Source organism: Sorangium sp. So ce448, from assembly GCF_051520915.1.
Classification (GTDB): Bacteria; Myxococcota_A; Polyangia; order Polyangiales; family Polyangiaceae; genus Sorangium; species Sorangium cellulosum_B.
The window spans coordinates 44,926-68,237 of the sequence record NZ_CP150343.1 but is presented as its reverse complement, the minus strand read 5'-3'; the positions used below and the strand labels follow the sequence as shown (position 1 = coordinate 68,237).

Below are 23,312 nucleotides of genomic sequence, written 5' to 3'. Positions count from 1 at the left end.
CCCGTATCGTCTATGACCGAAGCAGCCGACGCAGCGGATCCCGCCGTGGAGCCAAAATGACCGTAAAAATTGACGCCCAGGGGGCGGCCGAGGCGCTCGAGAGCCCGCTCCTCGCCGCCGCCGGCTTCTCGCACGCCTTCTTCACGCGGCGCGGCGGCGTCAGCGCCCCCCCGTGGGACACCCTGAGCTTCGCCATCGCCCTCGGCGACGACCCCGCCGCCGTCCGGCAGAACCTGGAGCGCGCCGCGCGGCGCCTCGGCATCCCGGCGGCGCGCCTTTATTTCCTCAGCCAGGTCCACGGCGTCGAGGCGCGGGTCCTCACAGGTGAGGAGGATCGCGACGACGTCGTCCGCCAGGTCGGAGACGTGACCCTCTCGCGCGTACCCGGCGTCGGCTGCGGTGTCCGCAGCGCCGACTGCGCCCCGATCCTCCTCGCCGATCGCCGGACCGGCGCCGTCGCCGCGGTCCACAGCGGCTGGCGTGGGACCGTCCGCCGGGTCGTGGTCGAGGCCGCCCGCGCGCTCCGCTCGCTCGCCGGCCCGGGCGCGGATCTCGTCGCGGCCATCGGCCCGCACATCGAGGCCTGCTGCTTCGAGGTCGGCGACGACGTCGCCGCCGATCTCGCCGCGTGCTCCAGCGCGGGCGCCGCCGCCGTCGTCCGCCGGGCGTCCGGCGCGCGCCCCCACGTCGACGTCCGCCGCATCCTCAGGGCCCAGCTCACCGAGGTCGGCCTGGACGCAACCTCGGTCGAGGACGTCCCCGGCTGCACCGCGTGTGACCCCGCCCGCTTCTTCTCGTACCGGCGCGACGGACAGCGCAGCGGCCGCCTGCTCTCCGTCATCGTCGCCGGCCGTACCGTCATCGGCTAGAACGCTCCCATGGTCTCGCTCGCGCGCGACTCCTCGCCGATCGTGCTCGCCATGGTGGGCTTGCCCGCCCGTGGGAAGACGTCCATCGCCCGCAAGATCGCGAGGTACCTGTCGTGGCTCGGCCACCCCACGCGGCTCTTCAACGTGGGCAACTACCGCCGCGCGCACCTCGGCACCGCGCAGCCGCACCAGTTCTTCGACCCCAACAACACCGCGGGACGCCAGGCGCTCCTCGGCATGGCGATGACCGCCCTCGACGACCTCATCGGCTGGCTCAGCTCCGGCGGCGAGGTGGCGATCTACGACGCCACGAACAGCACGCGTGCTCGCCGGAACCTCGTCACCGAGCGCTGCCAGGCGCACGGCTTCCCGGTCGTCTTCATCGAGTCGATCTGCAACGACGAGTCGATCATCGAGACCAACGTCCGCGAGACGAAGCTCCGCTCGCCGGACTACCAGGGCGTCGACCCGGAGGCGGCGCTGCGCGACTTCCGCGCGCGCATCGCGCACTACGCCCGCGCGTACGAGCCGCTCGGCGAGCCCGAGCGGAGCTACATCAAGATCATCGACGTCGGCCGCCAGGTCGTGCTGAACCGCATCCACGGCTACCTGCCGGCGCGCCTCGTCCCGCTCTTGATGAACATGCACCTCACGCCGCACCCGATCTGGCTGACGCGCCACGGGGAGAGCGTGTTCAACGAGAAGGGGCTGCTCGGCGGCGACTCGGATCTCAGCGCGCGCGGCGACGAGTACGCGAAGAACCTCTCCGCGTTCATCCGCGAGCGCGCCGGCGACGAGCACGTCAACGTCTGGACGAGCACGCTGCGCCGCACCATCCAGACCGCGCGCCCGATGACGCAGAACCACGTCGCCTGGCGCGCCCTCGACGAGATCGACGCGGGCGTCTGCGAGGGCATGACGTACGAGGAGATCCGCCAGCAGATGCCCGAGGTCTTCAACGCGCGCGCGGCCGACAAGTTCCGCTACCGCTACCCGCGCGGCGAGTCGTACGAGGACGTCATCCAGCGCCTCGACCCGCTGATCATCCAGCTCGAGCGCCAGCGCTCGCCCGTGCTCGTGATCGGCCACCAGGCGGTGCTGCGCGCGCTCTACGCCTACCTCGTGGATCGCCCCGCGCCCTCGTGCCCGACGCTGCCGATCCCGCTGCACACCGTCATCGAGCTGACCCCGACGGCGTATGCCTGCGAGGAGCGCCGCTTCCAGCTCGCGCCCGCCGTCCAGGGCGGCGACTCGAGCACCGCGCACCCCTGAGCCAGGCAGCGCGGCCGCGCTGGAGATGCGCGCCGCGCTGGAGGAGCCGGCCGCGCTGCGGCGGGGCCGCGCCGGCTCAGCGATCCCGGCTGATCAGCTTGCGGAGGAGCTCCAGCGGGTGGAACGGCAGCATCGCGGCCATGTCGCTGTCGGTCCCGGCCCTCTCCAGCACCGCCCGCACCGCTGGCGCCACGATCCCCATCGGGTCGATCCGCTCCACGAGCGCGCGGAGCGCGCTGAGCGCCGCGCGCCCCGCGTCGATCCCGAGCGGGATGGCGAGGGCCGCCGGCACCGGCGCGAGGATCACGTCGCGCACCGCCACCGCCCTGGCCCAGGCGCCCGGGCTCGGGTCGACCTCGAGCTGCCGGATGGTCTCCGCCTCCGCGAAGCAGCCGAGCGACAGCTCCCCTGCCCGCTCCTCGATGGCGCGCGACAGGTGCCGGTAGTCGCGCCGCCAGTCGCCCGCGAGCAGCCCCATGTCCTCCCGCACCTCGTCCGGCCCGAGGATCAGGTTGATCCCGCGGGCGTCGCGGCGGAGCGCGACGCTCGTCCAGAGCTCCCCGCCTTCGAACAGGCCGATCACCACCGTCTTGCCGACCCCCGCGAGCGACTCCAGCGTGCCGCGCACGACGCCCGCCGAGGGCATCGGCACGCCGCGCAGCCTCGCCGGCCAGAGATCGATCCTCCCCGCGAGGAGCTCCTCGCGCGCGAGCTGCAGCAGCAGGAGCGACTGGCCGATGAGATCGTCGCCGCGCCGCACCCGCGCCCCGAACCGCTCCACGATGGCCTCGAGGACACCCGCCTCAAGCACGGCGGCCCAGCTCGCGTGGTGGCTCGCGGCGAGCTCCTCCGCCGAGAGCGGGAGGGCGCGCTGCGCGTCGTCGATCCGGAGCCGGCCCGCGTCCGTGTGCACGAGCTTTCTCAGCTTGCCGCCCGCGTGGACCGCGACGACGCCGCCGCGCGGCCGGCCCACCTCGCGCTCGTCGATGCCCGCGCGCCTGGGCCGGAACAACGACAGCACGCGAACCCAGTCGGTCGCGGTGAACCCCTCGAAGCGGACGTCGGGCGAGAGCACGGGGCCGAGCCTACCGCCGGCGCGCTCCGTGCGCGAGCCGGCTACGCCCCCCACCAGAGCATCTCGTGCACCTGGCTCTCGCCGCGGACGGGCACGATCACCCGGATCTTCTGGCCCTCGATCTGGACCACGTGGGCGGGGAAGCTGTCCGCCGGGTAGTAAAGCGACTTCACGAAGCCGCTCGCGTCGAGCCAGAGCAGGTGCACCCCGTCCGCGGTCGCCCCGTGCATGAGGAGCATCCGCCCGCCGCCGAGCAACGCGAACTCCATGCTCTTGAAGCCCAGCTCCTCGAAGCGCTCCGGGGAGGGGAAATCGTCGCCCACGGACCTGAGCTCCGGCAGGTGCGCGCGGAGGTGCTTGTAGAGCGTGTCGTAACGGACCTTCGCGAGCTTCGGGATCCGCCGGTCGCCCGCGGCGAGGATCGGCAGCCGCTCCGCGTCGAACGTCGGCACCTCGACGTGGGTGCGGTAGCGATCCACGAGCCTGCCGCGGCCGATCTCCTCGTCGCTGAGCGCCTTGAGCCACCACTGGAAGATCGCGAGATCGCCCGTCCCTGCGCTCGACTCGAGCCGGACCAGCGACTCCCACAGGGGCCTCCGGACCTGCCATTTTCCGCCGTGATTCTTGACGACGCACGCCCCGACGTAGAGCGCCCCGTGCGTCACGAGGGTGACGAGCATGGGAGGCTCTCCGCCCGCGCTCGCCGACGACGCGCCGCTCGATCCGCGCGCATCGGAAGGGCCGCCTGCCGGCGCGAGCCAGGCGTCGCGTCGCTCGCGCGTCAGCGCCGCGCCGAGCCGGTGGACCGACGCATCGGAGAAGTCGAGCCCGAGATCGGGCGCGCCGAACGCCGCGGGCGCGAGGCGGGCGAACACCTCAGCTGCGTGGTCGATCTGGGCCAGGATCGACGGGTTCCCAGCCGGGTTCGCGTCCGTGGAACGCGCGCCTGCCAGGTCGGCGAGCGCGTCGGGCGGGTAGTGCGGCGCGAAGAAGCGCTCGAAGATCTGGGCGGCCGTGATCGGTTCGGCGGGCATGGCTCGGGGCCGTGAGGATCGGCGTGGCAGAGGGGCGGGCGGCCGCGGCCGGCCGCCGCGGCTCAGAACATCTTCTTGCGCTTCGACGAGCTCAGGATGCCGAGCATCTCGCGGTACTTGGCCACGGTGCGGCGGGCGATCTTGATGCCGTCCGTCTCCTCGAGGATCTTGACGATCGCCTGGTCGCTGTAGGGATTCGACTTGTCCTCGGCCACGATGATCTTCTTGATCGCCTGCTTGACGCTCTCCGAGGCGATGTCCTCGTCGGCGACCCTGTGGATGGATGAGTTGAAGAAGTACTTCAGCTCGAAGAGCCCCTGGGGCGTGTGCACGTACTTGTTCGACGTCACGCGGGAGATGGTCGACTCGTGCATGCCCACCGACTCGGCGACGTCCCTGAGGATCATCGGCTTCAGGTAGCCCACGCCGCGCTCCAGGAACTCGCGCTGCTTCTCGACGATGCACTCGGTCACCTTGATGATCGTGCGCCGCCGCTGCTCGATGGCCCGGATCAGCCACTGCGCGCTCCGGAGCTTCTCGCTGATGAACTCCTTCGCCTTCGGGTCCCTGAGCATCCGCTGGGCGAGGTTCTCGTTGATGTAGAGCCGCTGGAGCCCCTTGTCGTTGTCGGTGACGACGAACTGGGTGCCGTCCTTGATGACGTACACGTCCGGGGTGATGGCGATGGTCTTCTCGTCGACCTCGGCGAAGTTGCGCGCCGGCACGCTCTCGAGCTTCTGGATCTCCTGGACCGCGTCGTAGACGTCCTCCAGCGGGATCTTCAGCGCCTTCGCGATCGCGGGGAAGTTGCGCCGCTCCACGTTGTGGAGGTGGTCCTTGATGATGGCCATCTCGATGGCGTCGAAGCCGAGCACCTCGGCCTGCACCCGCAGGCACTCCGACAGGTCGCGGGCCGCGACCCCGACCGGATCGAAGCGCTGGATCATCGACAGCACCTCCTCGGCGTCCTCGGGGTGGAGCTCCGCCTCCCGCGCCAGGTCCACGAGGCTGATGTCGGGCCCCTTCGTGCCGTCCGGACGTTCGCCCCCCTTGAGGTCGAGGTACCCCTTCTCGTCGAGGTTGCCGATGACGAGCAGCGCGAACTGCCGCTCGTTCTCGACGAAATCGCTCATCTGGAGCTGCCAGAGCAGGTGGTCGCGCAGGTTCGACGGCTTGGTCAGGTTCTGGTCGATCGGCGGCAGCTCTTCGAAGCCGCCCCGGTGCGCGGGCATGGCCTGCTGGAGCTGCCTGTTTTCCAGGAACTGCTCCCAGTCCACTTCCTTGACCCGCTTCTCCGTTTCGCGCGCCGCGATGTCGGTGTCTCGGTCGAACCGCTCGCCGTTCTCGAGCCGCTGCTCCGTCGGCAGGTCCGCGTTCCTCCCCCGCTGATCCCCCTTGTCGCCGTCCCGCGCCTTCGGGTCGGTCATGTCGTCCGCGAGGACAGGGTTGCCGTCCAGCTCCTTCCTGATCTCGTCGACCAGCTCGAGCCGTGAGAGCTGCAGCAGCCGGATGGCCTGCACCAGCTGCGGGGTCATCACAAGCTGCTGCGACAGCTTGAACTGGAGCTTCATCTCCATGCCCATGAGGAGCTCCTTCTCTCAGTTCGCCGCCAGCGCCACCCGCCGAACGGGGGCCGGGGCATTGCGCGAGGTTCGTGCCATCGAGTGTCTCATTGGTGGCCTCACCCCCAACGTAGCATCGAACTGGGCAGCGGCCCGGGTCTTGCTTTCACGTCTGCACCAAAAAATAGCGCAGGGCTTGCATCCTACACCGCTGAACATGGTTTCAGCCTTCGCCGCGGTAGATTTTTCGCCCCGCGCGGAGCGCTGCCCGCAGCCAGTTCGGATTGGCCCCCATCTGCCGATCGTTGCACTATCGGCCGCCGATCGGGAGGCTTGAAATCCCGAAAGGTTGGGCGAAGGCGCGATGGGAAAGCCGAAGGTGCGCGGACCTACGCACGGGCGCGGGATGGAGGTGGAGGGCGTGCGCGGCGGGGCTTCGCAGGATGTCGAGAAGGAGCGGATCCTGTCTCGCTCGCCCCTCGCCTCGCTGGCCTCGCCGAGCCGGCGGGTGCTGTTCGAGCTTGGCCGGGTCGAGCGGCTCGTGCGCAGGCAGTGCCTTTGCCAGCAGGGCGCGCCGCCGAGGCACCTGTTCCTGATCGGGGCGGGTCGCGTGAAGGTCGAGCGCGTCGCCGACGGCCGGGTGGTTCCGCTCGGGCACCGCGGGCCTGGCGACCTCGTCGGCGAGGGCGCGCTCGCGGGCGCGGCGGTCTCCTCCGAGAGCGCGACGGTGCTCGACGAGGGGGACGCGCTCGTGGTGCCGCTCGCCGGTCTCGAGCGGCAGCTCGCCTCCGACGCAGCGCTCCGCGGCGCGCTCGCGGCGGCGCTCGTGGCGCGCAAGCTCGAGACCGAGGCGCGCCTCGGCTCGCTGCTCCTCTGCACGGTCGAAGCGCGCCTGATCGAGTTCCTCCGCGCCGCTGCGCGGCGATGGGGGCAGCCCCACACCGCCGGCCAGCTGGTGTCGGCCCCGTTCACGCACGCGGACATCGCGCTGCTGATCGGGTCCACCCGCGAGACGGTCACCCTGCTGCTCGGCAAGCTGAAGCGCGCCGGCCTGATCGCGTTCGACCGGCGGCGGATCGTCATCCGGGATGGCGAGCACCTCGAGGCGCTCGCCGCGACGGCCTGAGCGTCCGCCCGGAGGGGCCGCTGCGTGGCCTGCGCTGGAGCCGGTACACCGCGGCGCCGTTCGGCTCGATGAAGGTGCGCCGCTCGGCGGGGTGGCCTTCCACGCCTTCCAGACCGGCCGCAGCGCCCCCCGCCGCAGCACCAGGCGCGCTCGGGCGGCTCCCCTCGAGGTCGGCGCGTTCGCCCTGGACCAGGCGGAGGCGAGGAAAGACCCCGGACTGCGTGGATGGACGGGGGCTGAGGTCGACGAAGATCGTGCTGAGCAGCCGACCGAAGGCGTACGGCTTGAGCAGGACCTCGCTGACGTCGTCCGTGCCGTCGCACGAGACCGGCTCGTCGGCACAGAAGATGACCCGCCGAGGCATCGTGCCCTCGCGCCGCAGGCGGCCCAGGATCTCCCGGGCGCCTTTCGTTCCGGGGGCGAGATCGATCAACGCGACGTCGTAGACGCGCTCGCGGGAGAGGGAGATCGCTTCCTCCAGGGTCGCGGCCGGGCTGACGAGCGCGCCGCGGTTGCAGAGGAGGAGCGCCGTGGCCCTCCGGAGGACATGGTCCTGATCGAGGAGGAGAACGTTCGGTTGGTACGTCATCGGGTATCCCTGCGGCTTGCAGTCGAATTGCGCCGCATCGACGAGGACGGCGATGAGCGCGCCCCCTCCGTCGTTCAGCGGCAGCATCCGCGTCCGCGGACGGTCCCCCCTTCGCAACGCACGTGCCGAAGGCGAGGCGCCGCCGCCGCCTGGGCCTCGTTTCCCCCTGTTCTCGGCGGCAACGCGCTCGTTCGAGCGTCGCTGCCGGTGAGGCTGCCCCGCTGACCCCGGGGCCGCCGCTGTGCCCATTTCGCGCTCCCTCCGCAGCGCCTCTCCGCCCCGACGAAGAGCGCCCCCCCACCCTGTCGGCTTGCCCACCGCGTCTCTCGCCGTCGGTGGGCGGTTCGTGCGCACGGGCCAGCCCAGGTTTGCGGCCCCGCCAAGGCGGCGCGGTCCGCCGATCCGCCGGTTGCTCCAGGCTCGACGTACCGCGGGTCACATGTCCAGACCGCTCGCGCTGCCCCGCCCTGACGCGTTCGGCGCAACGCAGCAAACTGATTTTCCCGCTTGATGAGGCTGGCGTAGGGTGCCACAAGCGTCCGCGCGCACGAGTGGCGGAATTGGTATACGCACCGGTTTTAGGTTCCGGCGCCGGGAGGCTTGGGGGTTCGAGTCCCCCCTCGTGCACCACACGGTGATTGCCGCTGTTTCGCGCTGAACCGCTCGCGGCGCTCTCCCCCTCTCCGCCCTTTCCCGCGCCCTTTCCGCCGCCGCTGGGTGAGAGCTCCGGGATGGCCGTGTCGAGGGGCGCGAGCTGCCCCAAGCCGAGCTCCGAGAAGGTGCGCGCCGCCCTCCGGTAGCGGTTGATCATGATCGAGCTGCGGTGTCCGGTCCGGTCAGCGATCCACGTCTCGGAGCGGCCGTTGGCCAGGTTCACGGTGATGAAGCATGCCCGCGCGTCGTGGATCCTGATGGGCTGTCGCGCGTCGCTCCGCTCGAACAGCTCCGCGCGGTCGACGCTCGCGGCGCGCAGGTGACCCCGGAAGCGCTCCGCGCCGCGGTCCACGTTGATCGCCCTGCCCACCGTGTCGATGAACACGAGCGCGTCGGCCGGCGGGTTGCCCCGGAGCGCGCGCCATGCCTTCAGCGCCCTCACGACGTCAGGCCCGAGACCCCAGGCGCGGGGCTCATCCGTCTTGTTCACGTCCAGCCGGATCGCGCCGCGCTCGAGGTCGAGATCGCCGAACGTCAGCCCGGCGGCCTCGCTCGCCCGGAGGCCTTCACGGTTCAGGAACCCGTACAGCACGCGGAAGCACAGCGGGACCGCCCGGCAGCCCATGAGACGCCCGTCCTCGTCCGGGTACAGGTAGGCCATGGCCTTCGCCGCGCCGAGCTTCGGGAGGAAGCCCTTCGGGATCGGGCTCGCGGTGATGAGCCGCGCCGGGAAGACGGCGAGCGACATCACCCGCCCGATCAGCTGCGCGACGTGCCGCCGCGTGTTCGCCGCCCTGGCGCTCGGCAGCGAGCGCATGACGCGCTCCGCGTCGTCCAGCTGGAACGACCCGACCGGAACGGCGCCGGCGATCGGGTAGACGTGCGCCTCGAGGCGGTAGACGTCGTCCGAGACGCTGCGCTTGAGCTTCACGTGGTCCGGGTAGCGCTTCGCCAGCTCCCCCGAGGTCCAGAGCGTGGCGAAGGCCTGGAACGACATCGAGGGCGACAGGGAGAGCCCTGCCGGGCCCACCGCGGGGAGATCCCCCGGGTGAGCTCGGCAGACCATCTCGACGGCCTCGACGACCGCTGTGAGCGCCTTCCCGTCGCGCTGCGCGGCGCGCTCGAGAAGCCCCCGCGCGACGTCCTGGGCGACGTGAGGCGCGGCCCGCAGCTTCGTCGCGAGAGCGGCGAGGACGTCCTTGCGGGCGATCGCCTGCTGCTCCGTGGTGCAGGTCGGGAGGGCGATGTTAGGGCGCAGCTTCTCCCCGAGCTTCACCCGCGCGTACCAGCGCCCCGCGCTGAAGTAGACGTTGCCCGTCGCGCGTCGCGGCATGGCTACCGCTCTCCTTCCGTGGTCCAGCGCTGGATGAGTCCCCGCGGGCGCCACGCCTCGGCAGCCCACGCGGCGAAGGCCGAGCGGTGCGCCCGATCCCAGACCCGCAGCGCGTCGCTCGGTTCGTCGGTCGCCGGATCGGTCGATGTGCTCCAGCGCAGCCGCGTCGCCTCGAGCAGCGAGAAGCCCGCCACCACGCGCCGCACATCCTCGTCAGCGCCGTGCGCGTAGTGCTCCGGGTAGAGCGAGAGCACGAATGCGGCCGACTGATACGCGCGCTCCGCTGCGAGAAGCGAAGCCTCGAGCCGCCCCCGGTGCAGGACCGCGAACCGCTCCGGATGCCTCGCCAGCAGCGACCGGCCCTCCGCCTCGTGCGGCTCCTTCGCGCTCCGGAGCCTCTCGTCCGCCCACCGCGCGAGCTTCAGCGGGCGGAACGGTCGAACGCCAGGCGCGTCCGCCAGCGAGGGGAAGGACTCGGCCAGCTCCGACAGGCCTTCCGCCTCGTCCGGCCAGCATTCGTACCCGCTCTTGAACTTCCTCGCGAAGATCGCCCGCATGGTCACCTCCACCCTGCGGCGCGCGCGTGCGCCCGCACCTCGCTCCTCGTCAGCGACCACCCGCCGTCGCCTGGCAGCAGCGCCGTCACGAGCACGCAGAAGCTCCACCCGAACCGCCGCGCCGCCTCCGGTCCGATCGCGTCGGAGAGGAGGGCGCTCGCCAACTCGAGCGGCCCCGTACCGAAGTAGCCCCACCCGAGGGGCACGGGGGTGCCGTCCACGTCGCGCGCGGGCAGCTGCTCGGCGCGCGCTCCGCTGGACCGGATGACCATCACGCCGTGCTCGGCCTGCACGCCGAAGTATGTGATCGCGTCGAGGCGCAGCGCCCGCGCCGTGCGCGGCTCCGAGGGCGGTTTGCTCGACGTGAGCCTCGATGTCGTGCGCTGGCGCAGCGGGGCGGCACACGCGCGGCTCACGAGCGGCCTCCATCGTTGCCCGCACCACCGGCGCGCACTCGTCGCTCGAACGCCCCCACGATGCGCTGGTACAGCGCTCGCACAACTTCGGCGCGCTGGCTCAACGTGTACAGCCCCATCTCGACCTCCGGGGTCATGTCGCCTTCTGGATCTCGCACGGCCGACAGGATGAGCATCGCGTCTCGTTGGATGCCCTGGAGGATGGCGTGCACGGGGTCCCACTCGCCCGGGAAGAGGTGCGGGATCAGGTCAACGAGCTCCGCGTCCCATACGTCCTGAGTCGGCTTGCACTTGAAGCCGATCGCGCGCAGGTGCTCCTCTGCTGGCTCCGGGCGCCGAGCAGACCCGCCGGGCGGCGAAGAGGGAGCGGACGCCGGGGGCGCGCTGCCATCACCACGGCCCGCGCCGTCCACCTGCCCCGAGGCCTCGCTGCTCGCCGCGCGCACGGCCTCCGAGAACGCGAGCACCGCGCGCTGGTACGCGAGCAGGCGCGGCTCGTCCGCGCGCTCCATCATGAAGATCAGGGTCCGGAGGACGAGCTGCGCCAGCGTCGCCGGCCCGTTCACGTCCTCGCGAGCGCTGAACCGCTCCGCGAGCTCGAGGGCGCCGCGCAGCACCTTGTTGATCGTGCTCCGCACGCTCGGCCGATCGGCGGAGGTAGCGCGCGTCGGGCGCTTCGCCTTGCCTGGCGAGGCCGGGCGGGGCTTGCCGGTTCGGCTCTTCGTGGCCTGCCGGCGGGTCGGGGTCTGGTGCGCTGCTTTCTTGGCGCCGCGCGCGGCGCGATGTACGGAAGCCATAGTCGTCTCTCCGCTCTAACGGGGTGGCGATCAGGTCCGTTCGGGAGGGTCCAAGCTCCCGGGCGGACCGCTCTACTTCAGGGGCCTACTTCCGCGGCTTGCGCGCCGCGCCTCGCTTCTCCTTCGACGCCGCGATCGGTCCGGGTGCGTCGGGTTGATCATCTGGGTCGGGGCGCTCAGCGGTTCCGCGCACGGCGAGGCCGTGCTCGCGGGCGAGCTTCGCTACTGCGATGCGCACCGCGGCGGCATCCGAGCGCGCGCCGAGCTTCGGGCGCAGCTTCCGCACGACCTCTCTGAGCTCATCGCTCATCGGGACGTTCATCATCACTTCGCAACCTTGCGCAACGTCGCGCAACACGTCAACCCGCGTTCGGCCAGGGCGGGTCGATTCTGGAGCCGACGGACCACGCTGTGTGCGCCGCTGTGCGTCTACCGCGGTGTGTCCGGAGCGACGTGTCAGCGCGCGACGGTCCCAGAGCTCGAGCGCCTTGGCGTGCGTTCGCGCGGCGGCGAGGGGCGTCGCTCGGGCTTTTGGCCAGCACGCCGCCCTCCACATACCCTCGCAAACTATGAGAATGCGTGATGTCGTAGCGGCGCTGGTGGGCGGCGGGGTGATCTACGTGGCGATGGCGGCTTGCTCCGCTGGACGCGGCGATCGTGCGCAGGGCGGCACCGCGGGGCGTGCCGGGGGCGACGTGGGTTCGAGCTCGGGTGATGTCGGTTCGAGCTCGGGCGACGATGGGCCGCTCGACGGCATGACCGATCCCGTCCCGAGCGCAGCAGCTGACCCGGTGAGCGGCTCTCGGCTCAAAGCGCGATTCATCACGGCTGACGACGGGTCGAAGGCGTACACGCCAGATGTGTGGTTCGACTCTGAGCGTGGGGAAAACTGCCAGTTTATCAAGGCGGCAGACGGTCAACTGCGGTGCTTGCCGACCGAGCACCGGGCGTCCGCTGGATCCTACTATTCAGATGAAGCATGCACGCGTCCGCTCGTGGTTTCGGCCTATCAGTGCGAGGCTAGATACGGCATCTCCTTCGATGCCACTTGCGACAACGACGTCAGAATGCGAGTTTTTGCTCTGGGGCAGCGGATATCACCTGCGGTCATCTACATCGAAACCGCTGACGCATGCCGAGAGTCCACACCTAACCCGTCCCTGGCCTACTACGAGGTGACCGGCGAGATCGATCCGGCGGCGTTCGTTGCTGGACGCGTGGCTGCCGACCCGTAGCGCCAGGGGCGACGGCACGCAGCCCTAAGGCGCCGAGCCCAAGGGCGGCGTGTGATCAGAGCTCGGCGGCGCTGCACCGCGCGCTCGGCCAGCGTGGCGCTCGAGGCGCGGCACTCGACCCGCACCGGCACCTCTTACGGATGCCCCCGCGCCTTTCTCACGAAATCGACACCCACCGGCCGGAAGCCCTGGTAGCCTTCCGCGCGCTGCTCGGCCGGCCGGCGGCCGCGGCGCCATCGGGGCGCTCGGGCGGCGAAGGTCGTCGCTCGAGCCCGATCTCCCGCTTGACACCGCGCCGCCACCTCGCGCGCGTGCGCGCGTGCCACAGGTCGACCCGCCGGGCCAAGAAAGCGGACGACGTCAGCGGCGGGGCGCTGGTAGCCTCCCGGCCATGCCGATCACCCCTCCCGACCCCGGATTCGTAGGCAGGCTGCTCCAGCTCTTCGCCCTCTTCGGCCTGGGGGCCGCCCTTTCTTGGCCCTCTTGGAGACGCCGCGTACCGTCGGCGCCGTGCCTGCCGCCTCGCCCGCCGGAGCCCTGACAGCGCGGCGCGCGGAGCCCTCGCGCGCGCCTGACCGCGAACGAGCCCGCCCTCACCCTCGAGCCCAGGCTGCGCCGTGATCCCGGCGCTGTGGAGCCTCTCCGTCCTCGTGACGGTGCTCGCCTGGATCGTCGCGCGGCATCGCCCCGAGCACCGGCCGATCGCGTGGCTGCTGGCCTACGGCCTCGTGACGGACGCCGTGCGGGAGCTCATCGGCGCGCAGGTGCTCCGCCCCGCTCGCGCCGAGCTCGCCGGCGCACCGTTCACGGGGTGGGTCCGCGCCGCGTTCCACCTCGAGTCAGCCCTCTTCCTCGGCTGGATGGCTGGCGTCGCGGCGCTCGCGGTGTTCATCTTCGGCCGGCGGCGCCCGTGGGGTGTGCTCGCGGTCTACGTCGTCGCGGTCGCGGTCCTCGCCGCCGGATACCCCACCTTCCGCGGGGCCCTGCTCGCGAAGGCCTACACCGCGTGCGAGCTCGCCGCGCTCTGCGTGTCGGTCGGGTGCCTCCTTAGATGGTACTTCGGACGCGAGCCCGCGCAGTCGCACCACTTCATCAGCGGCCTTATCGTCGTTGCTGAGCTGACGATGCTCGCCGGCCCGTTTCGGGTGGGCATCTTCGGAGCGTGGGATCTCGCGCGCTCGATCCTCTTCGCGCTTTACCTCGCCCTCACTCCAACACAGGGAGTCCTCGCATGGCGCCGGACTTCGTAGCGCTCACGCTCTGGCACTTCGTCTTCTTCGCGATCGCGGTCGTCTACCGCAAGCACCGCGAGCTCGCAGCGAAGCGGCTCACCGCGAAGGAGCTCCTCGGGCAGGTGCGACTCGTGCGCGCCGCCATCGCGAGCGGTCTTCGCGGTACCCAGGCGACACGCGAGGACGTCAAAGACCTCTCGCAAGACGTGTTGCTCGCGGCGTGGGAGGCCAGCGAAGAGGGGCGCTACCGCCCCGACCCAGACATGGAGCCCGCGCGGGCGCTGGCTGTCTGGATGCGGACGCTGGCCTATCACACGGTGCGCCATCACCGGGCGTCGGCCCGCGTGCGACGCGAGGAGCTCCGTGCCGAGCCGCCGCTCGCCGAGCACGAGGCGTCGACCCCTGACCAAGCCATCGAGCGCGAGGAGATGCGCCGGGCCTTCCTCGAAGCCCTGCACCAGCTGCCCGAGCACGAGAACGCGGTGATCGTGGCGCACGACGTCTTCGAGATGTCGATGGAGGAGGCGGCCGAGCAGCAGGACGCGCCTGTGAGCACAGCGTACCGGTGGCGCGCGCGCGGGATCGCCGCGCTGACCCGGGCGCTCCGCCCGCGGCGAGGGTGAGAAGCGGCGCTGCGTCGTGGTAGCCTCGCCGCATGATCCTTCCGCCCCAAGACGCGGACGTCATCGACCCGCCGAACCCCAACGTCACCGCGAGCATCGAACCGCCGGATCCCGGCGTCGCCTGCATCGTCGATCCGCCGTACCCCGGCATCGCCATCATCGAGCCGCCGCATCCGCACGTGCATGCGCTCGGGCTCGCGCTGGCGGTCGCCGTCGTGGCCCTGCGTCGATGAGCGCTGCGGGCTCGCCCGGAGTTCAGTTCAGGTCGGTGAGACGAACGGCAGGGGGAATGGCGAGCGCGGCGAGCTGTGCCTCGAGGGTCTCGCGGATTCGGACCGCGCTCTGCAGGACGATGCGGGCGGCGTCCTGCTCCTCCTGGCCACCGTCCACGCGGCGGCGAGCCGATGTCTCGAGGCGCCCGATCTCGACGAGCTGCGCCTCGAGCCCACCGCGCACTCGCTCCACCTCCGCAGCGGCGAGGGCGGCGCGAGCCTCGTGCTCCCAGCGCTTGGCCGCTGCTGCCTTCGCTGCGGCGAGGTCTCGAGCATCTCGGGCGGCGGGTCCGTCGGCTCCACGCGCAGCGCCGAGCGCCGCTTCCGCGGCGGCCAGCCTCGTGCAGGCCTCGAGCAGCGCGCGCTCCGCGGTCTCCAGCGTGAGCCGAGCGCGCAACACCTTCGCTTCGTGTGCTTCAAGGGCACTCATCCGCCGAACACCCTTCCAATTATCGTCCCGAAGCTATCAGTCGGATTCTTCATCTGCTCACCGAGATACACGATGCTTTGGTCGGCCTCGTCCTCGGCCTTGGGTTCGTTCAGCTGCGCCGTACTGCCCTCGGGCTTCGAAAGGATGGGCTTCGGCGCGCGGTACTGCTTGAACTTGATGCCCTGCGCCCAAAGGCCAGGCTCGATCTGGTCGAGCTGCAGGACGTCCTCGACGACCACGGACTTGATGCCGAGCGGCTCGTGATACGGGTGGTAGTAGTCGAGCGCCTTGGGGCGCGCGCCGAGCTGCGGGCGCGCGAGCAGCCGCGAGAACGTGTCCCACTGCGCGAAGTGCTGCGGCTCCCAGAAGAGCAGCCGCACTTGGAACGACGCGAGCCCGTCGCCCGTGAACACGAGGAAGGCGCCGGAGAGGCCATAGCCCTTCCGCTCGTCCCAGTTCCTCGGCGATCCGGCGCCCGTCACGAGCGCCTGTCCCGGCGAGCGCTGGCCCGCCAAGACGATCACGTCATAGAGGTCTGCCTGTTCGATCGGGTTGGGCATGGTGCTCCTGTGCTTACCGCTTTTAGTTTCGTGTCGAGTGGATCCGGGTGCCGGCCTCCGGAGGAACGGCGCCAGCGCCGTACCTCGTCGGCGTGAGGTCGGGCGCAAGCCTGCGCGGTTCCACGGTCCCATCAGCTCGAATCACCAATCCACCGGGCGGGGGCGGGACGTACGTCGCTTTGAAGTGAGCGCGCCTTTCCGCCTCGCGCCTCTCTGCGATCTCCCGAGATGCCTCGCGAACGTCATCGGTCGTGTCGCAGTTCAGCCAGCGATTGACCTTCTCCGATGCATCACGGGTATCCGTCGCGTCCCCACCGCAGCTGCTCGGCACATTGAGCTCGAATCGGTAGGATGGCTTCACAGGGTTGCCACCCATCCCGACCTGCGTTTCGGCACCGCAGGTGTAGCCCATGAAGCGGCTGTGGTTGTACCAGTGCCGCGCCTTCTCGGGCAGCGCCAGGAACTGGGCATGCTGGACGTGGGCGAGCTTGTGAAAGGTGCCGATAGCCTTGACGTCGGCCCCGAGCTCCCGCGCGCGCTTCGCGCTGTCCCTGGCGTTCTCCACCGTGGCGTCGATGTCGGCGAGGCCCTTCCGGATGAGCGCTTCCCCGGCGATCACCAGATCCGCGCTCGGGTCGATCCGCTCGCGGGCGGCGGCGAGGGCGGCGCGCTCGGCCAGCTCGGCGAGGGCGGCGGCGGTGCGCCGATCGGCGCGGGCGCGGAGCTCCTCGGCGCGGTCCGGCGCGACGGCCTGCACCTGCTCCTCGAGCGCAGCCAGCTCGGCGGTGCTGGCGGCGAGGGCGGCGTGGGCCTTCTCGTGGTCGGCGGTCGCCTGGCGTTCGCGCTGCTCTGCCAGCCGGATCGCCTCGAGAACCACCCGGGCGGGGTGCGCGGCGCTGCGCTCGGCCCGGTGGCGCCGCTCGGCCTGGACGGCGTCCTGGTGGCGCCGCTCGGCCTCTTCGAGCTGAGCCTCGATCCGGACGCGCTCGGCCGCGCGCTCGGCCAAGGCGAGGGCTTCGCGGGCCTGCTGCTCGCGCCGCGCTGCCCGATCGGCCTGGAGCTTCGCCAGGTCGCGAGCGTTCCGCGCTGTGATCACCGCCTGCCCGTGCTCGTCCGTCGGCTCCGCGTCGAACGCCGCTTCGGCCGTCGAGAGCTGCGCTTCCCGCTCGGCCGCGCGCGCGCCCGTCTCCGCGGTGTCCCTCTCGGCAGCGGCCAGCCCTGCGCGCGCTCGGTCCACCTGCGCGGCCGCATCGTCTACCGTTCCCGAGGCGGAGCGGCTCGGCCGCTCCTCGCCCACGTTCAGGATCGCCCCCAGCACCTGTCGAAACATGCTCATCGTCCCCTGTCTTCCTCGAGGCGCGCGCGCCCCGTCTCGCTGTTCATCGCCGCGCCCGCGCCACGTCGGCGGCCGTCGCGGGAGAGATGTTGCTGATCTGGAGCACCGCCGTCCGCGGCTCGGTCCGCAGGGCGCTCTGCTGGCCCCGCTGCACGCCCATGGCGCGGTCGACTGCGGCAAGCGCCACGTGGGTCGGTGCGCGCGACGTGGACGCCGCGGCGGCGCGCTGCCGGGCCGTGAAAGCGCGCTGTGACATCTCGCGCCCGTTCGGCGCGAACAGCGCCTCCGCCATCGCCTCGGCGGCCGGCTCCTCGGCCTCGGGGTTCCCGAACGGGGCGAAGTGCAGACGCGCCAGCGCGCCGACGACGCTGCGCTCCGTGGGTTCTGGCGCCCCCGGGATCGGGTTCTCAGGGTCGCGGATCTGGATCCGGGCAGTCTTGTTGTCGGGCAGGTACGAACAGAGCCAGTTCACCGGCTGCGCGCTGCTGTTGTACAGCTCCCGCGCGTACTCCCACTGGATCCGCCAGTCCTGGAGCCGGAGCTGCTCTTGCCACTTGGCACCGAGAGCGGCGAGGTCCGGGCGTTCGGTCCCAACCCCGCTGGCAGCGTTCAGGCTCCGGGTCGTCGCTCTCCCAGCGATGGCGGCGCGTGCCGCGCGGGTGGCGCTGGCCCGGTCCGGGCGGAGCTGCTCCGGATCCGTGATCGCGATCAAGCCGCCCACGGCCGGCCCCTCGGGACGTCTGACCTCGGCAGGACCTTCGACCCCTGCGGAAGGATCCCGATGTGGCTCATCACGAGCTCGCCCGCGGCGGTCCGCCCGACCTTCGGGGCAGCGCCACGCGGCGCGAAGACACGAGCGAGCGCTTCCCGCTGATCCGGGCTGCACCTGGCAAGCGCGGCGGCGCGGGCGACGGGGCTGGTGTCGATCCTGGGCCACGGGGCCGGTCCGGACGGCGTGCGCGAGTCAGCTTGCTCGTAGGGCTTCATCGCGCCTACGCCCGAGCTGACCGGGGCCCCTTCGCTGTAGACCGCGAGCAGCTCGGTCAGCAGGGTCCGCATCACGTTGACGTCCTTGGTCGCCAGGATCGCGCGGAGGAATGCGGCAAACGTCGGATCCATCTCAGCCCTTCCCTTCTGCGGAACGCGCCGCGCGCGCCCGCTTCGCCGGCGCCCGCTTCGTGGCGCCCGCGCTGTGCATCTTCTCCCCCTCGGCGGTGGCGCTCGTTCGCCCCGTCGCGCGCGCGACGTCGCGCTTGCGCTGCTTGCCCACGGCCGCCTTGACGGCCTTCGACTTCCGCTTTCCGGACATGGTGTCGACTCCTCCTCTCACGCCGCAGCGTGCGCGCCCGAGGCCGTCCCTGGACACGCGCTCTGCTGCTCGCGCTCCATGACGTCGAGGCCTTTCTCGATCGCCTCGCGGGCGACATCGGAGAACGAGCGGATCTTGTCTCCGCCGATCCGATGACGGTTCACACGCCGCTCGAGCGCGTCACCCATGAAGACCGAAACAGGACGCTTGCTGCTCATAGATGCGGAGTCTGTAAGGCGCGCAGTCTGCAATCAAGCGATGTGACTGATATGATGCGAAAAGACGTTCACAAGGTCGGCTATCACGACTCATCACAGCCCATAGCAGCGCGGCGCCCGGGCCCGGCGCGGCGAGGGGCGGGCGATGCTTCGCACACGAACCATTCACACGTGAAGCATCACGAGGCGCGGCTCGACGGCGGCCCGGGAGGGCGGCGAGGGCGAGCGCGATCGGGGGCGACCACGTCGCGTGTCGCCTGCTGGCCTGCCCGGGCGCTAGGCGGGCCCGCGGCGCCGGCGAGCGACGTCACCCCCGCGAGCACCAGGCGCGTCGCGACGGAGGCACCTTCCTGCCCGGCCGGCGCCCACGGCGGGGCGATGGAGCGGCGTTCACCTCGGCGGCGACGTCCGGCCCTGGGAGCGACGACGGGGCACGGCGCGAGCACCGTCAGGGTTGACCATCAACCAGGCATCGAGCGCTGGTGAAGGCCGCTGGTGAACCTGTGAACCGGCTGTTAACCGCGGCGGCGAGGGCGAACCTCGGCCTGCTCGGGGGCGCTGGTCGTTCACCTAGATTGCAATCGCGCAAACCTTGCGCGGAAAAGTCGGGACCCCTGGGCCCGGAATCCCCCATATACTGTAATACGCCAGCCTACATGTGCGACGTATGGCCACGCGTGGTCATCGGATGCCCCGCACCGTGGGGCTATCGGGGGGTAGTTGGGCTAGTGGGGCAGTTGCAGCCAGTACGGGTTGAGCAATGTACATGTCACCAAGCGCGTATGGCTCCTCACAATACGCCTGATGTCATCGTCCGCCGCCATCGAGTGCAGGAGCCCCACTAGCCCCACTGGCCCCATAGCATGCTCTAATGGTTTCGGGCACTTACGAGCGGTGGGGCAGTGGGGCGCTGGCCCTGGGACGCGTTTCTGGACGCCTCCCTGCACCCCCTTCGATGCCCTCCCGGAGGGTGCTTCGAGGAGCCTCCGACGCGAGGACCCCCCGGTGGAGTCCCACTGCCGGACCGCCGAACCCCACGGGCACGGGGGGCGGATCGGGGGCTCTCGGGTGGGCGGCGAAGGCCAGCAGCAGAGCCCAGCGGGGCGCCGTGACGTAGGCACGCATCGATGGCGCACTCGACGGCCAAGGCGGCGACGCTCCGGGTGGCGGCCGCTGCGCGCCGAATGGCAGCGAGGGCGCGATCTGGTGGTGCCCGTCGTGCTCGGCAGCGTGTCAGCTGAGCGAAGGTGGCCCCTTGCCGTCGGGAGGGTGGCGGCTCGGACGAAGAAGTCGAGGCAGCGCTCGAGCGCGGCGCGGTCCGACCACGTGTAGTCGCGCATGCGGCGCGCTAGACGTCTTCGGCGGTACCGACAGCATCGACGACGACCGGCGCCTTCCGCGTTGTCACCATCCAGCGCTGGACTCCCGCAGCCCCAGGCACGCTATCGAAGCGCCGTCCGCCGACCACGCTGCGCTTGTACCTCCGGATGGCGTTGCCGAGCACGTGCGCGTCGGGCGCCTGCCGCGGCTTCGGCGGCGCCAGGTGCTCGATCGCCTCGCGCAGATCGTCGAAGCCGTCGGGCGGCAGGTGCTCGCCGCGCAGTCGCTCGATCGGGTAGAGCGTGCCGATCACGTACTTGAGGGTGAGCCCTCGGCCCGTTGGATCCAGCTTGCTCCACTCGCGCAGGAGAACGCGGATCGCGCGCTTCTCCGGGCTCTCTTCCGCGTCCTCTGACGGGCGGCACTCGAGCGGGTCCGCGCCGCCGGCCCAGACGATCGCGTCCGCGATCACGCTGGTCCATGACTCGTAGCTTGCCCAGATGCGCCCCGGGGACGGGCGGCCTGCAACGGCGTGCGCGCGCAGCAGGGTGAGCGCGGCGACGACGAGCTCCACGCGGTTCGCGAGGATCCATGCCTTGAGGCAGAAGGCCCGCTCGGGGTGGCGGAAGTCCGACAGCGGGCGGAGCTCCGGCCGCTCCCAGGGGCTCTCGATGCGGCTGAGCATGCAGCGGCGCAGCATGTCGCGAGTCAGCGTGACGTTGTTGCCCGTGCCGAAGATGACGGTGCGCCACGGGAGCATGGTGACCGTGTTGGTGCCGAGGATCCGGAACTCGGCGTTGTGCTCGGCGGTGAGGACCATCTCGAGGGCGGGGCCGCCGAAGGCGAAGTCGGGCCCCAGGTTGTCGAAGTTGATCAACCGGGTGCCGAGGATCGCATACGCGCACAGGATCTTGCTGACCTCATCGTTCGCGCCGCGCTTGTCGGTCGGGAAGTCCTTGCGCCCAGCCACGCGGCCGTAGGCGAGCATCGATGTCGAATCGGCCTGGAGGCTCTTGCCGCTCGCTGGCGTGTTCGCGTCGTAGACGAACGCCGGAGTTGCCCCGCGGATCGCCGGGCGAGCGATGAGCGTGAGCGCGGCGGCCACCGCCATCGAGCGGCAGGCGTCCGACGCGTAGGGGAAGTCGATGAAGACGTCCTCGAGGAGCGCGAGCGCGCGCTGCGCGTCCTCGAGCGTGGGGCGCTCCGGGATCGCGGGATAGGCGCAGCTCGGCGCGTAGAGGAAGCCCGTCGCGGCGTCCCAGCCGGGCCGGTCGATCACCGTGCCGTCCGGTCGAAGCGATGGCGTCTCAATGATGCCCGTGAGACGCCGCAAGCCTGGCCAGCGCTTCCGATCTACGATGGCGCGCACGACGCTGTCGGGCGGGTCGACGGGATGCCAGTTCCCCGTGCGCGAGTTCTGCCTCAGCCAACGCGCGTGCTCCGAGAGCCGCTCGCGGAGCGTGTGCGGGCTCATCACGTGGATCTGCGGAGTCCCTTCGCGAAACTCCTTGTCGGATGCCTTCTCCTCGTCCGCCGTGACGTTCGTCAGGTGCACGAGATCCTTCTCCCGCTGGTAGAGATCCGGGTCTGCGCGCAGCGCCTCGATGCCCTGGCGCACGGCGATGTGGATCTTCCCCGGCACGATCTGGATCGCAGGCCCGCCGTCCGCATCGTCAGCGCGCGCCACGCGCAGCACCGCTCGGCCCTTGCGGCGCCGCTGGCCGCCCTCGGCCTGGATCGCTGTGCGCTCGACGTCGTCATCCGCGCCGCGCGCCGTGCCGCCGTCATCGACGGGCGGGACGCTCATGCGACACCGCCCGGCGCCGAGATGTGCAGGCCAGCCGCCGCCGTGAAGATCTGGCCCGACCCGATCGCGTAGCGGCCGCTCGCGCTGGTCGCGACGATCGTCAGCTCGCCCGTCGTGGGCCGCTCGGCCAGCTCGATGGCGAGCTCCGCCTTGCCCTCGAAGAGGGCGCACACGATCGCGACCTCGCGCGGGTAGAGCATGACGCGGGTCGCGCCGGGCATGTTCGTCACCTCGAACGACATCGCCACGTAGGCGCCGAGGTCCTCGGGCAGCGAAGGCGAGCGCTCCACGTACGCCTGGATCGCCCGGAAGCCCTGTTGCAACTCCGGGGCGAGCTCCGCCGTGTCGACCGTGCGCACCTTGCCCCGCGGCTTGCCGGCCTTCCGCGCAGCGCGCTCCGCCGCCCGTCTGGCGGCCCGTGCGCGGCTCATCGTCGCCCCCGCAGGGCGGGCAGGTTCATCTCCGCCAAGACGCCCGCAGCGTCCGTCGGGGGGCCCTCCGCGTCGTTCGCGGGGACCGGCAGCGGCTGGAGGCGCTTCGCCTCGAGGTAGGCGAGCACGTCCGATCGCCGGAAGCGCCAGCCGAGACGCCGCCCGATCTTCGAGGCTGCGATCTCGCCGGTCCTGGCCTTCCGGTTCGCGGTCTCCTCGGAGATGCCGAGGAGCTCGGCGGCGCCCGCGGCGTCGAGCACGGGGTCGTCCTCGGCTTGCCCGGCCTGCTGCACCTCCTGGACGACAACCTGAACGACCTGCACCAGCATCGGGAGCAGAACCGCCCCCGGTCCGTCGGGGCTCGCGAGCGTGGCCAGCACGCGCGCCGTGATGTCATTGCCGCCCTTCCCCCCGGGCGGCGCCTTCGCCTTCATGTCGCCGGCCATGCCCGGCGCGGCCGTCGCATTCCTCCGCTGCATACACGTCACCTCACAACGCTGCGCCGGCTCACACACGGCACGCGCCCACTCCCACGTTGAGCGGCTCCGCCGAGACCTGTCCGGCGGCGCCGCTGGTTACTCCTTGATCAACCCGGCCTCGATGAGGGTTCTGCGCACCCGCTGACCAGCCACCCCCCGCACGATCTCGTTCCGGAGCATCTTGGCGACCGTGCGCGGGTCCGCCTCGGCCTTCACGGCAAGCTGGCGGAGCGTCGCGGTGTCCACCTGCACCGGCTCTCTCTTATGCGACTTCCGAGAGCTCCGCGCGTCCCCTGCAACTGCACCCTTCGTAGACATGCTGCCTCCTTGACGAATCTATTGTGGCGTCGCGCCTCGCGCTGTCACCCAAAACAATGGGCCTTCACCCCAGAAAATATTAACAAGCAACTTGTGAACGCTTTGTTATCGCGATGCGCTCGTGATGCTTGACGGACCCGCACGAATCGCGGGTGCGGACCCGGGATAAGCACCCTGGTCCGCTTGGCCACGAGAGAACACCAGAGGCATCGACGCGCGATGTCGCATTGGCCTCGATTGGCCACAGTCAGGCGCAGCGACTCGCAAGCTAACGCGAGCAAACAAGCCATCACACACATAGAACGTCGGCCAATGTGGCCGAAGGCCCTATCGATGCTCGACGCGCAAGGCCCGTCTTCACCGCGCGTTCACCGCGCGCGGAGCATGCGGCCGGCAGGTCGCCCTCCTCGCTGACCGCCAGAGACCACGAGCGACCACGAAGCTCTTTTCTGTTGACC

Annotated in this window: 27 protein-coding genes, 1 tRNA gene and 1 pseudogene; 9 read left to right on the top strand and 20 right to left on the bottom strand. The window is 71.0% G+C overall.

What is annotated here, in order from left to right:
* Nucleotides 1-56: 56 nt before the first annotated feature.
* Both pgeF and WMF45_RS00300 read left to right on the top strand, forming a co-directional pair.
* Complete coding sequence (pgeF, locus tag WMF45_RS00305; protein ID WP_437714973.1) at nucleotides 57-869, top strand: peptidoglycan editing factor PgeF; 813 nt, start codon at nucleotides 57-59, stop codon at nucleotides 867-869.
* Nucleotides 870-878: 9 nt separating this feature from the next.
* Nucleotides 879-2,141 carry a bifunctional nucleoside/nucleotide kinase/histidine phosphatase family protein gene (locus WMF45_RS00300; RefSeq protein WP_437297096.1) on the top strand — a complete coding sequence of 421 codons (1,263 nt, stop codon included), beginning with the start codon at nucleotides 879-881 and terminating at the stop codon, nucleotides 2,139-2,141.
* A gap of 76 nt (nucleotides 2,142-2,217) precedes the next feature.
* On the opposite strand, the gene WMF45_RS00295 is transcribed toward WMF45_RS00300, so the two are convergent.
* From WMF45_RS00295 to rpoN, 3 genes are all read right to left on the bottom strand, one after another.
* Nucleotides 2,218-3,216: a hypothetical protein gene (locus WMF45_RS00295; RefSeq protein WP_437714972.1), complete on the bottom strand. Its 999-nt coding sequence runs from the start codon at nucleotides 3,214-3,216 to the stop codon at nucleotides 2,218-2,220.
* A gap of 41 nt (nucleotides 3,217-3,257) precedes the next feature.
* On the bottom strand, nucleotides 3,258-4,250 hold the full coding sequence (locus tag WMF45_RS00290; RefSeq protein WP_437714971.1) for a hypothetical protein: 993 nt from the start codon (nucleotides 4,248-4,250) through the stop codon (nucleotides 3,258-3,260).
* Between the two features lie 62 nt (nucleotides 4,251-4,312).
* Nucleotides 4,313-5,833, bottom strand: coding sequence for an RNA polymerase factor sigma-54 (rpoN, locus tag WMF45_RS00285; protein ID WP_437714970.1), 1,521 nt, complete (start codon nucleotides 5,831-5,833; stop codon nucleotides 4,313-4,315).
* 343 nt (nucleotides 5,834-6,176) lie between these two features.
* On the opposite strand from rpoN, the gene WMF45_RS00280 reads away from it, so the two are divergent.
* A complete protein-coding gene (locus WMF45_RS00280) occupies nucleotides 6,177-6,938 on the top strand; it encodes a Crp/Fnr family transcriptional regulator (RefSeq protein WP_437714969.1) in 762 nt (253 codons plus the stop codon).
* Here WMF45_RS00280 and WMF45_RS00275 read toward each other — a convergent pair.
* Complete coding sequence (locus WMF45_RS00275) at nucleotides 6,892-7,614, bottom strand: response regulator (protein ID WP_437714968.1); 723 nt, start codon at nucleotides 7,612-7,614, stop codon at nucleotides 6,892-6,894. The two genes, WMF45_RS00280 and WMF45_RS00275, sit on opposite strands and share 47 nt — an antisense overlap.
* 458 nt (nucleotides 7,615-8,072) lie before the next feature.
* On the opposite strand from WMF45_RS00275, the gene WMF45_RS00270 reads away from it, so the two are divergent.
* A tRNA-Leu gene (locus tag WMF45_RS00270) sits at nucleotides 8,073-8,157 on the top strand.
* 214 nt (nucleotides 8,158-8,371) lie between these two features.
* On the opposite strand, the pseudogene WMF45_RS00265 reads toward WMF45_RS00270, so the two are convergent.
* Nucleotides 8,372-8,806: pseudogene (locus WMF45_RS00265) on the bottom strand (tyrosine-type recombinase/integrase); the annotation flags it as partial.
* Nucleotides 8,807-8,840: 34 nt separating this feature from the next.
* Here WMF45_RS00265 and WMF45_RS00260 point away from each other — a divergent pair.
* Complete coding sequence (locus WMF45_RS00260) at nucleotides 8,841-9,059, top strand: hypothetical protein (protein WP_437714967.1); 219 nt, start codon at nucleotides 8,841-8,843, stop codon at nucleotides 9,057-9,059.
* A 457-nt stretch (nucleotides 9,060-9,516) separates the two neighbouring features.
* Here the strand turns inward: WMF45_RS00260 and WMF45_RS00255 are convergent, their stop codons facing one another.
* The 4 genes from WMF45_RS00255 to WMF45_RS00240 form a co-directional block, all read right to left on the bottom strand.
* On the bottom strand, nucleotides 9,517-10,071 hold the full coding sequence (locus WMF45_RS00255) for a hypothetical protein (RefSeq protein WP_437714966.1): 555 nt from the start codon (nucleotides 10,069-10,071) through the stop codon (nucleotides 9,517-9,519).
* Between the two features lie 2 nt (nucleotides 10,072-10,073).
* A complete protein-coding gene (locus tag WMF45_RS00250) occupies nucleotides 10,074-10,487 on the bottom strand; it encodes a DUF6166 domain-containing protein (RefSeq protein ID WP_437714965.1) in 414 nt (137 codons plus the stop codon).
* A complete protein-coding gene (locus WMF45_RS00245) occupies nucleotides 10,484-11,284 on the bottom strand; it encodes a hypothetical protein (protein ID WP_437714964.1) in 801 nt (266 codons plus the stop codon). Before WMF45_RS00245 ends, WMF45_RS00250 begins: the two co-directional genes overlap by 4 nt.
* A gap of 85 nt (nucleotides 11,285-11,369) precedes the next feature.
* Complete coding sequence (locus tag WMF45_RS00240) at nucleotides 11,370-11,639, bottom strand: hypothetical protein (RefSeq protein ID WP_437714963.1); 270 nt, start codon at nucleotides 11,637-11,639, stop codon at nucleotides 11,370-11,372.
* A 220-nt stretch (nucleotides 11,640-11,859) separates the two neighbouring features.
* Between WMF45_RS00240 and WMF45_RS00235 the strand changes: the two genes are divergently transcribed.
* From WMF45_RS00235 to WMF45_RS00220, 4 genes are all read left to right on the top strand, one after another.
* Nucleotides 11,860-12,519 (top strand): DUF7481 family protein, encoded by a 660-nt coding sequence (locus tag WMF45_RS00235; protein ID WP_437714962.1) that lies wholly within the window; start codon nucleotides 11,860-11,862, stop codon nucleotides 12,517-12,519.
* Between the two features lie 617 nt (nucleotides 12,520-13,136).
* Nucleotides 13,137-13,769 (top strand): hypothetical protein, encoded by a 633-nt coding sequence (locus tag WMF45_RS00230; RefSeq protein ID WP_437714961.1) that lies wholly within the window; start codon nucleotides 13,137-13,139, stop codon nucleotides 13,767-13,769.
* Nucleotides 13,751-14,374, top strand: a complete 624-nt coding sequence (locus WMF45_RS00225; protein ID WP_437714960.1) for an RNA polymerase sigma factor — start codon at nucleotides 13,751-13,753, stop codon at nucleotides 14,372-14,374. The genes WMF45_RS00230 and WMF45_RS00225 overlap by 19 nt, the downstream gene beginning before the upstream one ends.
* Nucleotides 14,375-14,406: 32 nt before the next feature.
* Nucleotides 14,407-14,607, top strand: a complete 201-nt coding sequence (locus tag WMF45_RS00220; RefSeq protein WP_437714959.1) for a hypothetical protein — start codon at nucleotides 14,407-14,409, stop codon at nucleotides 14,605-14,607.
* Between the two features lie 22 nt (nucleotides 14,608-14,629).
* Here WMF45_RS00220 and WMF45_RS00215 read toward each other — a convergent pair whose 3' ends face one another.
* The 11 genes from WMF45_RS00215 to WMF45_RS00165 form a co-directional block, all read right to left on the bottom strand.
* Nucleotides 14,630-15,046 carry a hypothetical protein gene (locus WMF45_RS00215; protein ID WP_437714958.1) on the bottom strand — a complete coding sequence of 139 codons (417 nt, stop codon included), beginning with the start codon at nucleotides 15,044-15,046 and terminating at the stop codon, nucleotides 14,630-14,632.
* A gap of 26 nt (nucleotides 15,047-15,072) precedes the next feature.
* Nucleotides 15,073-15,636, bottom strand: coding sequence for a hypothetical protein (locus WMF45_RS00210; protein WP_437714957.1), 564 nt, complete (start codon nucleotides 15,634-15,636; stop codon nucleotides 15,073-15,075).
* 22 nt (nucleotides 15,637-15,658) lie between these two features.
* Complete coding sequence (locus tag WMF45_RS00205; RefSeq protein WP_437714956.1) at nucleotides 15,659-16,972, bottom strand: hypothetical protein; 1,314 nt, start codon at nucleotides 16,970-16,972, stop codon at nucleotides 15,659-15,661.
* A gap of 43 nt (nucleotides 16,973-17,015) precedes the next feature.
* Nucleotides 17,016-17,693, bottom strand: a complete 678-nt coding sequence (locus WMF45_RS00200; protein ID WP_437714955.1) for a hypothetical protein — start codon at nucleotides 17,691-17,693, stop codon at nucleotides 17,016-17,018.
* Nucleotides 17,681-18,091, bottom strand: coding sequence for a hypothetical protein (locus WMF45_RS00195; RefSeq protein ID WP_437714954.1), 411 nt, complete (start codon nucleotides 18,089-18,091; stop codon nucleotides 17,681-17,683). The genes WMF45_RS00200 and WMF45_RS00195 overlap by 13 nt, the downstream gene beginning before the upstream one ends.
* 1 nt (nucleotide 18,092) lies before the next feature.
* On the bottom strand, nucleotides 18,093-18,281 hold the full coding sequence (locus tag WMF45_RS00190; RefSeq protein ID WP_437714953.1) for a hypothetical protein: 189 nt from the start codon (nucleotides 18,279-18,281) through the stop codon (nucleotides 18,093-18,095).
* A gap of 17 nt (nucleotides 18,282-18,298) precedes the next feature.
* Entirely contained in the window at nucleotides 18,299-18,499 is a 201-nt protein-coding gene (locus WMF45_RS00185; protein WP_437714952.1) for a hypothetical protein, read from the bottom strand.
* A gap of 1,348 nt (nucleotides 18,500-19,847) precedes the next feature.
* Entirely contained in the window at nucleotides 19,848-21,626 is a 1,779-nt protein-coding gene (locus tag WMF45_RS00180) for a hypothetical protein (protein ID WP_437714951.1), read from the bottom strand.
* Entirely contained in the window at nucleotides 21,623-22,057 is a 435-nt protein-coding gene (locus WMF45_RS00175; RefSeq protein ID WP_437714950.1) for a hypothetical protein, read from the bottom strand. The genes WMF45_RS00180 and WMF45_RS00175 overlap by 4 nt, the downstream gene beginning before the upstream one ends.
* Nucleotides 22,054-22,536 (bottom strand): helix-turn-helix domain-containing protein, encoded by a 483-nt coding sequence (locus WMF45_RS00170; RefSeq protein WP_437714949.1) that lies wholly within the window; start codon nucleotides 22,534-22,536, stop codon nucleotides 22,054-22,056. The genes WMF45_RS00175 and WMF45_RS00170 overlap by 4 nt, the downstream gene beginning before the upstream one ends.
* 96 nt (nucleotides 22,537-22,632) lie before the next feature.
* Entirely contained in the window at nucleotides 22,633-22,788 is a 156-nt protein-coding gene (locus tag WMF45_RS00165) for a hypothetical protein (protein ID WP_437714948.1), read from the bottom strand.
* Nucleotides 22,789-23,312: the final 524 nt, after the last annotated feature.

Excerpts from the sequence above, each read along its gene's own strand:
- WMF45_RS00255 (WP_437714966.1), bottom strand. The coding sequence starts at position 10,071 with ATGCGGGCGATCTTCGCGAGGAAGTTCAAGAGCGGGTACGAATGCTGG.
- WMF45_RS00260 (WP_437714967.1), top strand. The coding sequence starts at position 8,841 with ATGGCCTTCGCCGCGCCGAGCTTCGGGAGGAAGCCCTTCGGGATCGGG.
- WMF45_RS00290 (WP_437714971.1), bottom strand. The coding sequence starts at position 4,250 with ATGCCCGCCGAACCGATCACGGCCGCCCAGATCTTCGAGCGCTTCTTC.
- WMF45_RS00190 (WP_437714953.1), bottom strand. The coding sequence starts at position 18,281 with ATGTCCGGAAAGCGGAAGTCGAAGGCCGTCAAGGCGGCCGTGGGCAAG.
- WMF45_RS00210 (WP_437714957.1), bottom strand. The coding sequence starts at position 15,636 with ATGCCCAACCCGATCGAACAGGCAGACCTCTATGACGTGATCGTCTTG.
- WMF45_RS00280 (WP_437714969.1), top strand. The coding sequence starts at position 6,177 with ATGGGAAAGCCGAAGGTGCGCGGACCTACGCACGGGCGCGGGATGGAG.
- WMF45_RS00225 (WP_437714960.1), top strand. The coding sequence starts at position 13,751 with ATGGCGCCGGACTTCGTAGCGCTCACGCTCTGGCACTTCGTCTTCTTC.
- WMF45_RS00180 (WP_437714951.1), bottom strand. The coding sequence starts at position 21,626 with ATGAGCGTCCCGCCCGTCGATGACGGCGGCACGGCGCGCGGCGCGGAT.
- WMF45_RS00275 (WP_437714968.1), bottom strand. The coding sequence starts at position 7,614 with ATGCTGCCGCTGAACGACGGAGGGGGCGCGCTCATCGCCGTCCTCGTC.
- pgeF (WP_437714973.1), top strand. The coding sequence starts at position 57 with ATGACCGTAAAAATTGACGCCCAGGGGGCGGCCGAGGCGCTCGAGAGC.
- WMF45_RS00170 (WP_437714949.1), bottom strand. The coding sequence starts at position 22,536 with ATGCAGCGGAGGAATGCGACGGCCGCGCCGGGCATGGCCGGCGACATG.
- WMF45_RS00195 (WP_437714954.1), bottom strand. The coding sequence starts at position 18,091 with ATGGATCCGACGTTTGCCGCATTCCTCCGCGCGATCCTGGCGACCAAG.
- WMF45_RS00300 (WP_437297096.1), top strand. The coding sequence starts at position 879 with ATGGTCTCGCTCGCGCGCGACTCCTCGCCGATCGTGCTCGCCATGGTG.
- WMF45_RS00175 (WP_437714950.1), bottom strand. The coding sequence starts at position 22,057 with ATGAGCCGCGCACGGGCCGCCAGACGGGCGGCGGAGCGCGCTGCGCGG.
- rpoN (WP_437714970.1), bottom strand. The coding sequence starts at position 5,833 with ATGGGCATGGAGATGAAGCTCCAGTTCAAGCTGTCGCAGCAGCTTGTG.
- WMF45_RS00245 (WP_437714964.1), bottom strand. The coding sequence starts at position 11,284 with ATGGCTTCCGTACATCGCGCCGCGCGCGGCGCCAAGAAAGCAGCGCAC.
- WMF45_RS00235 (WP_437714962.1), top strand. The coding sequence starts at position 11,860 with ATGCGTGATGTCGTAGCGGCGCTGGTGGGCGGCGGGGTGATCTACGTG.
- WMF45_RS00185 (WP_437714952.1), bottom strand. The coding sequence starts at position 18,499 with ATGAGCAGCAAGCGTCCTGTTTCGGTCTTCATGGGTGACGCGCTCGAG.
- WMF45_RS00205 (WP_437714956.1), bottom strand. The coding sequence starts at position 16,972 with ATGAGCATGTTTCGACAGGTGCTGGGGGCGATCCTGAACGTGGGCGAG.
- WMF45_RS00220 (WP_437714959.1), top strand. The coding sequence starts at position 14,407 with ATGATCCTTCCGCCCCAAGACGCGGACGTCATCGACCCGCCGAACCCC.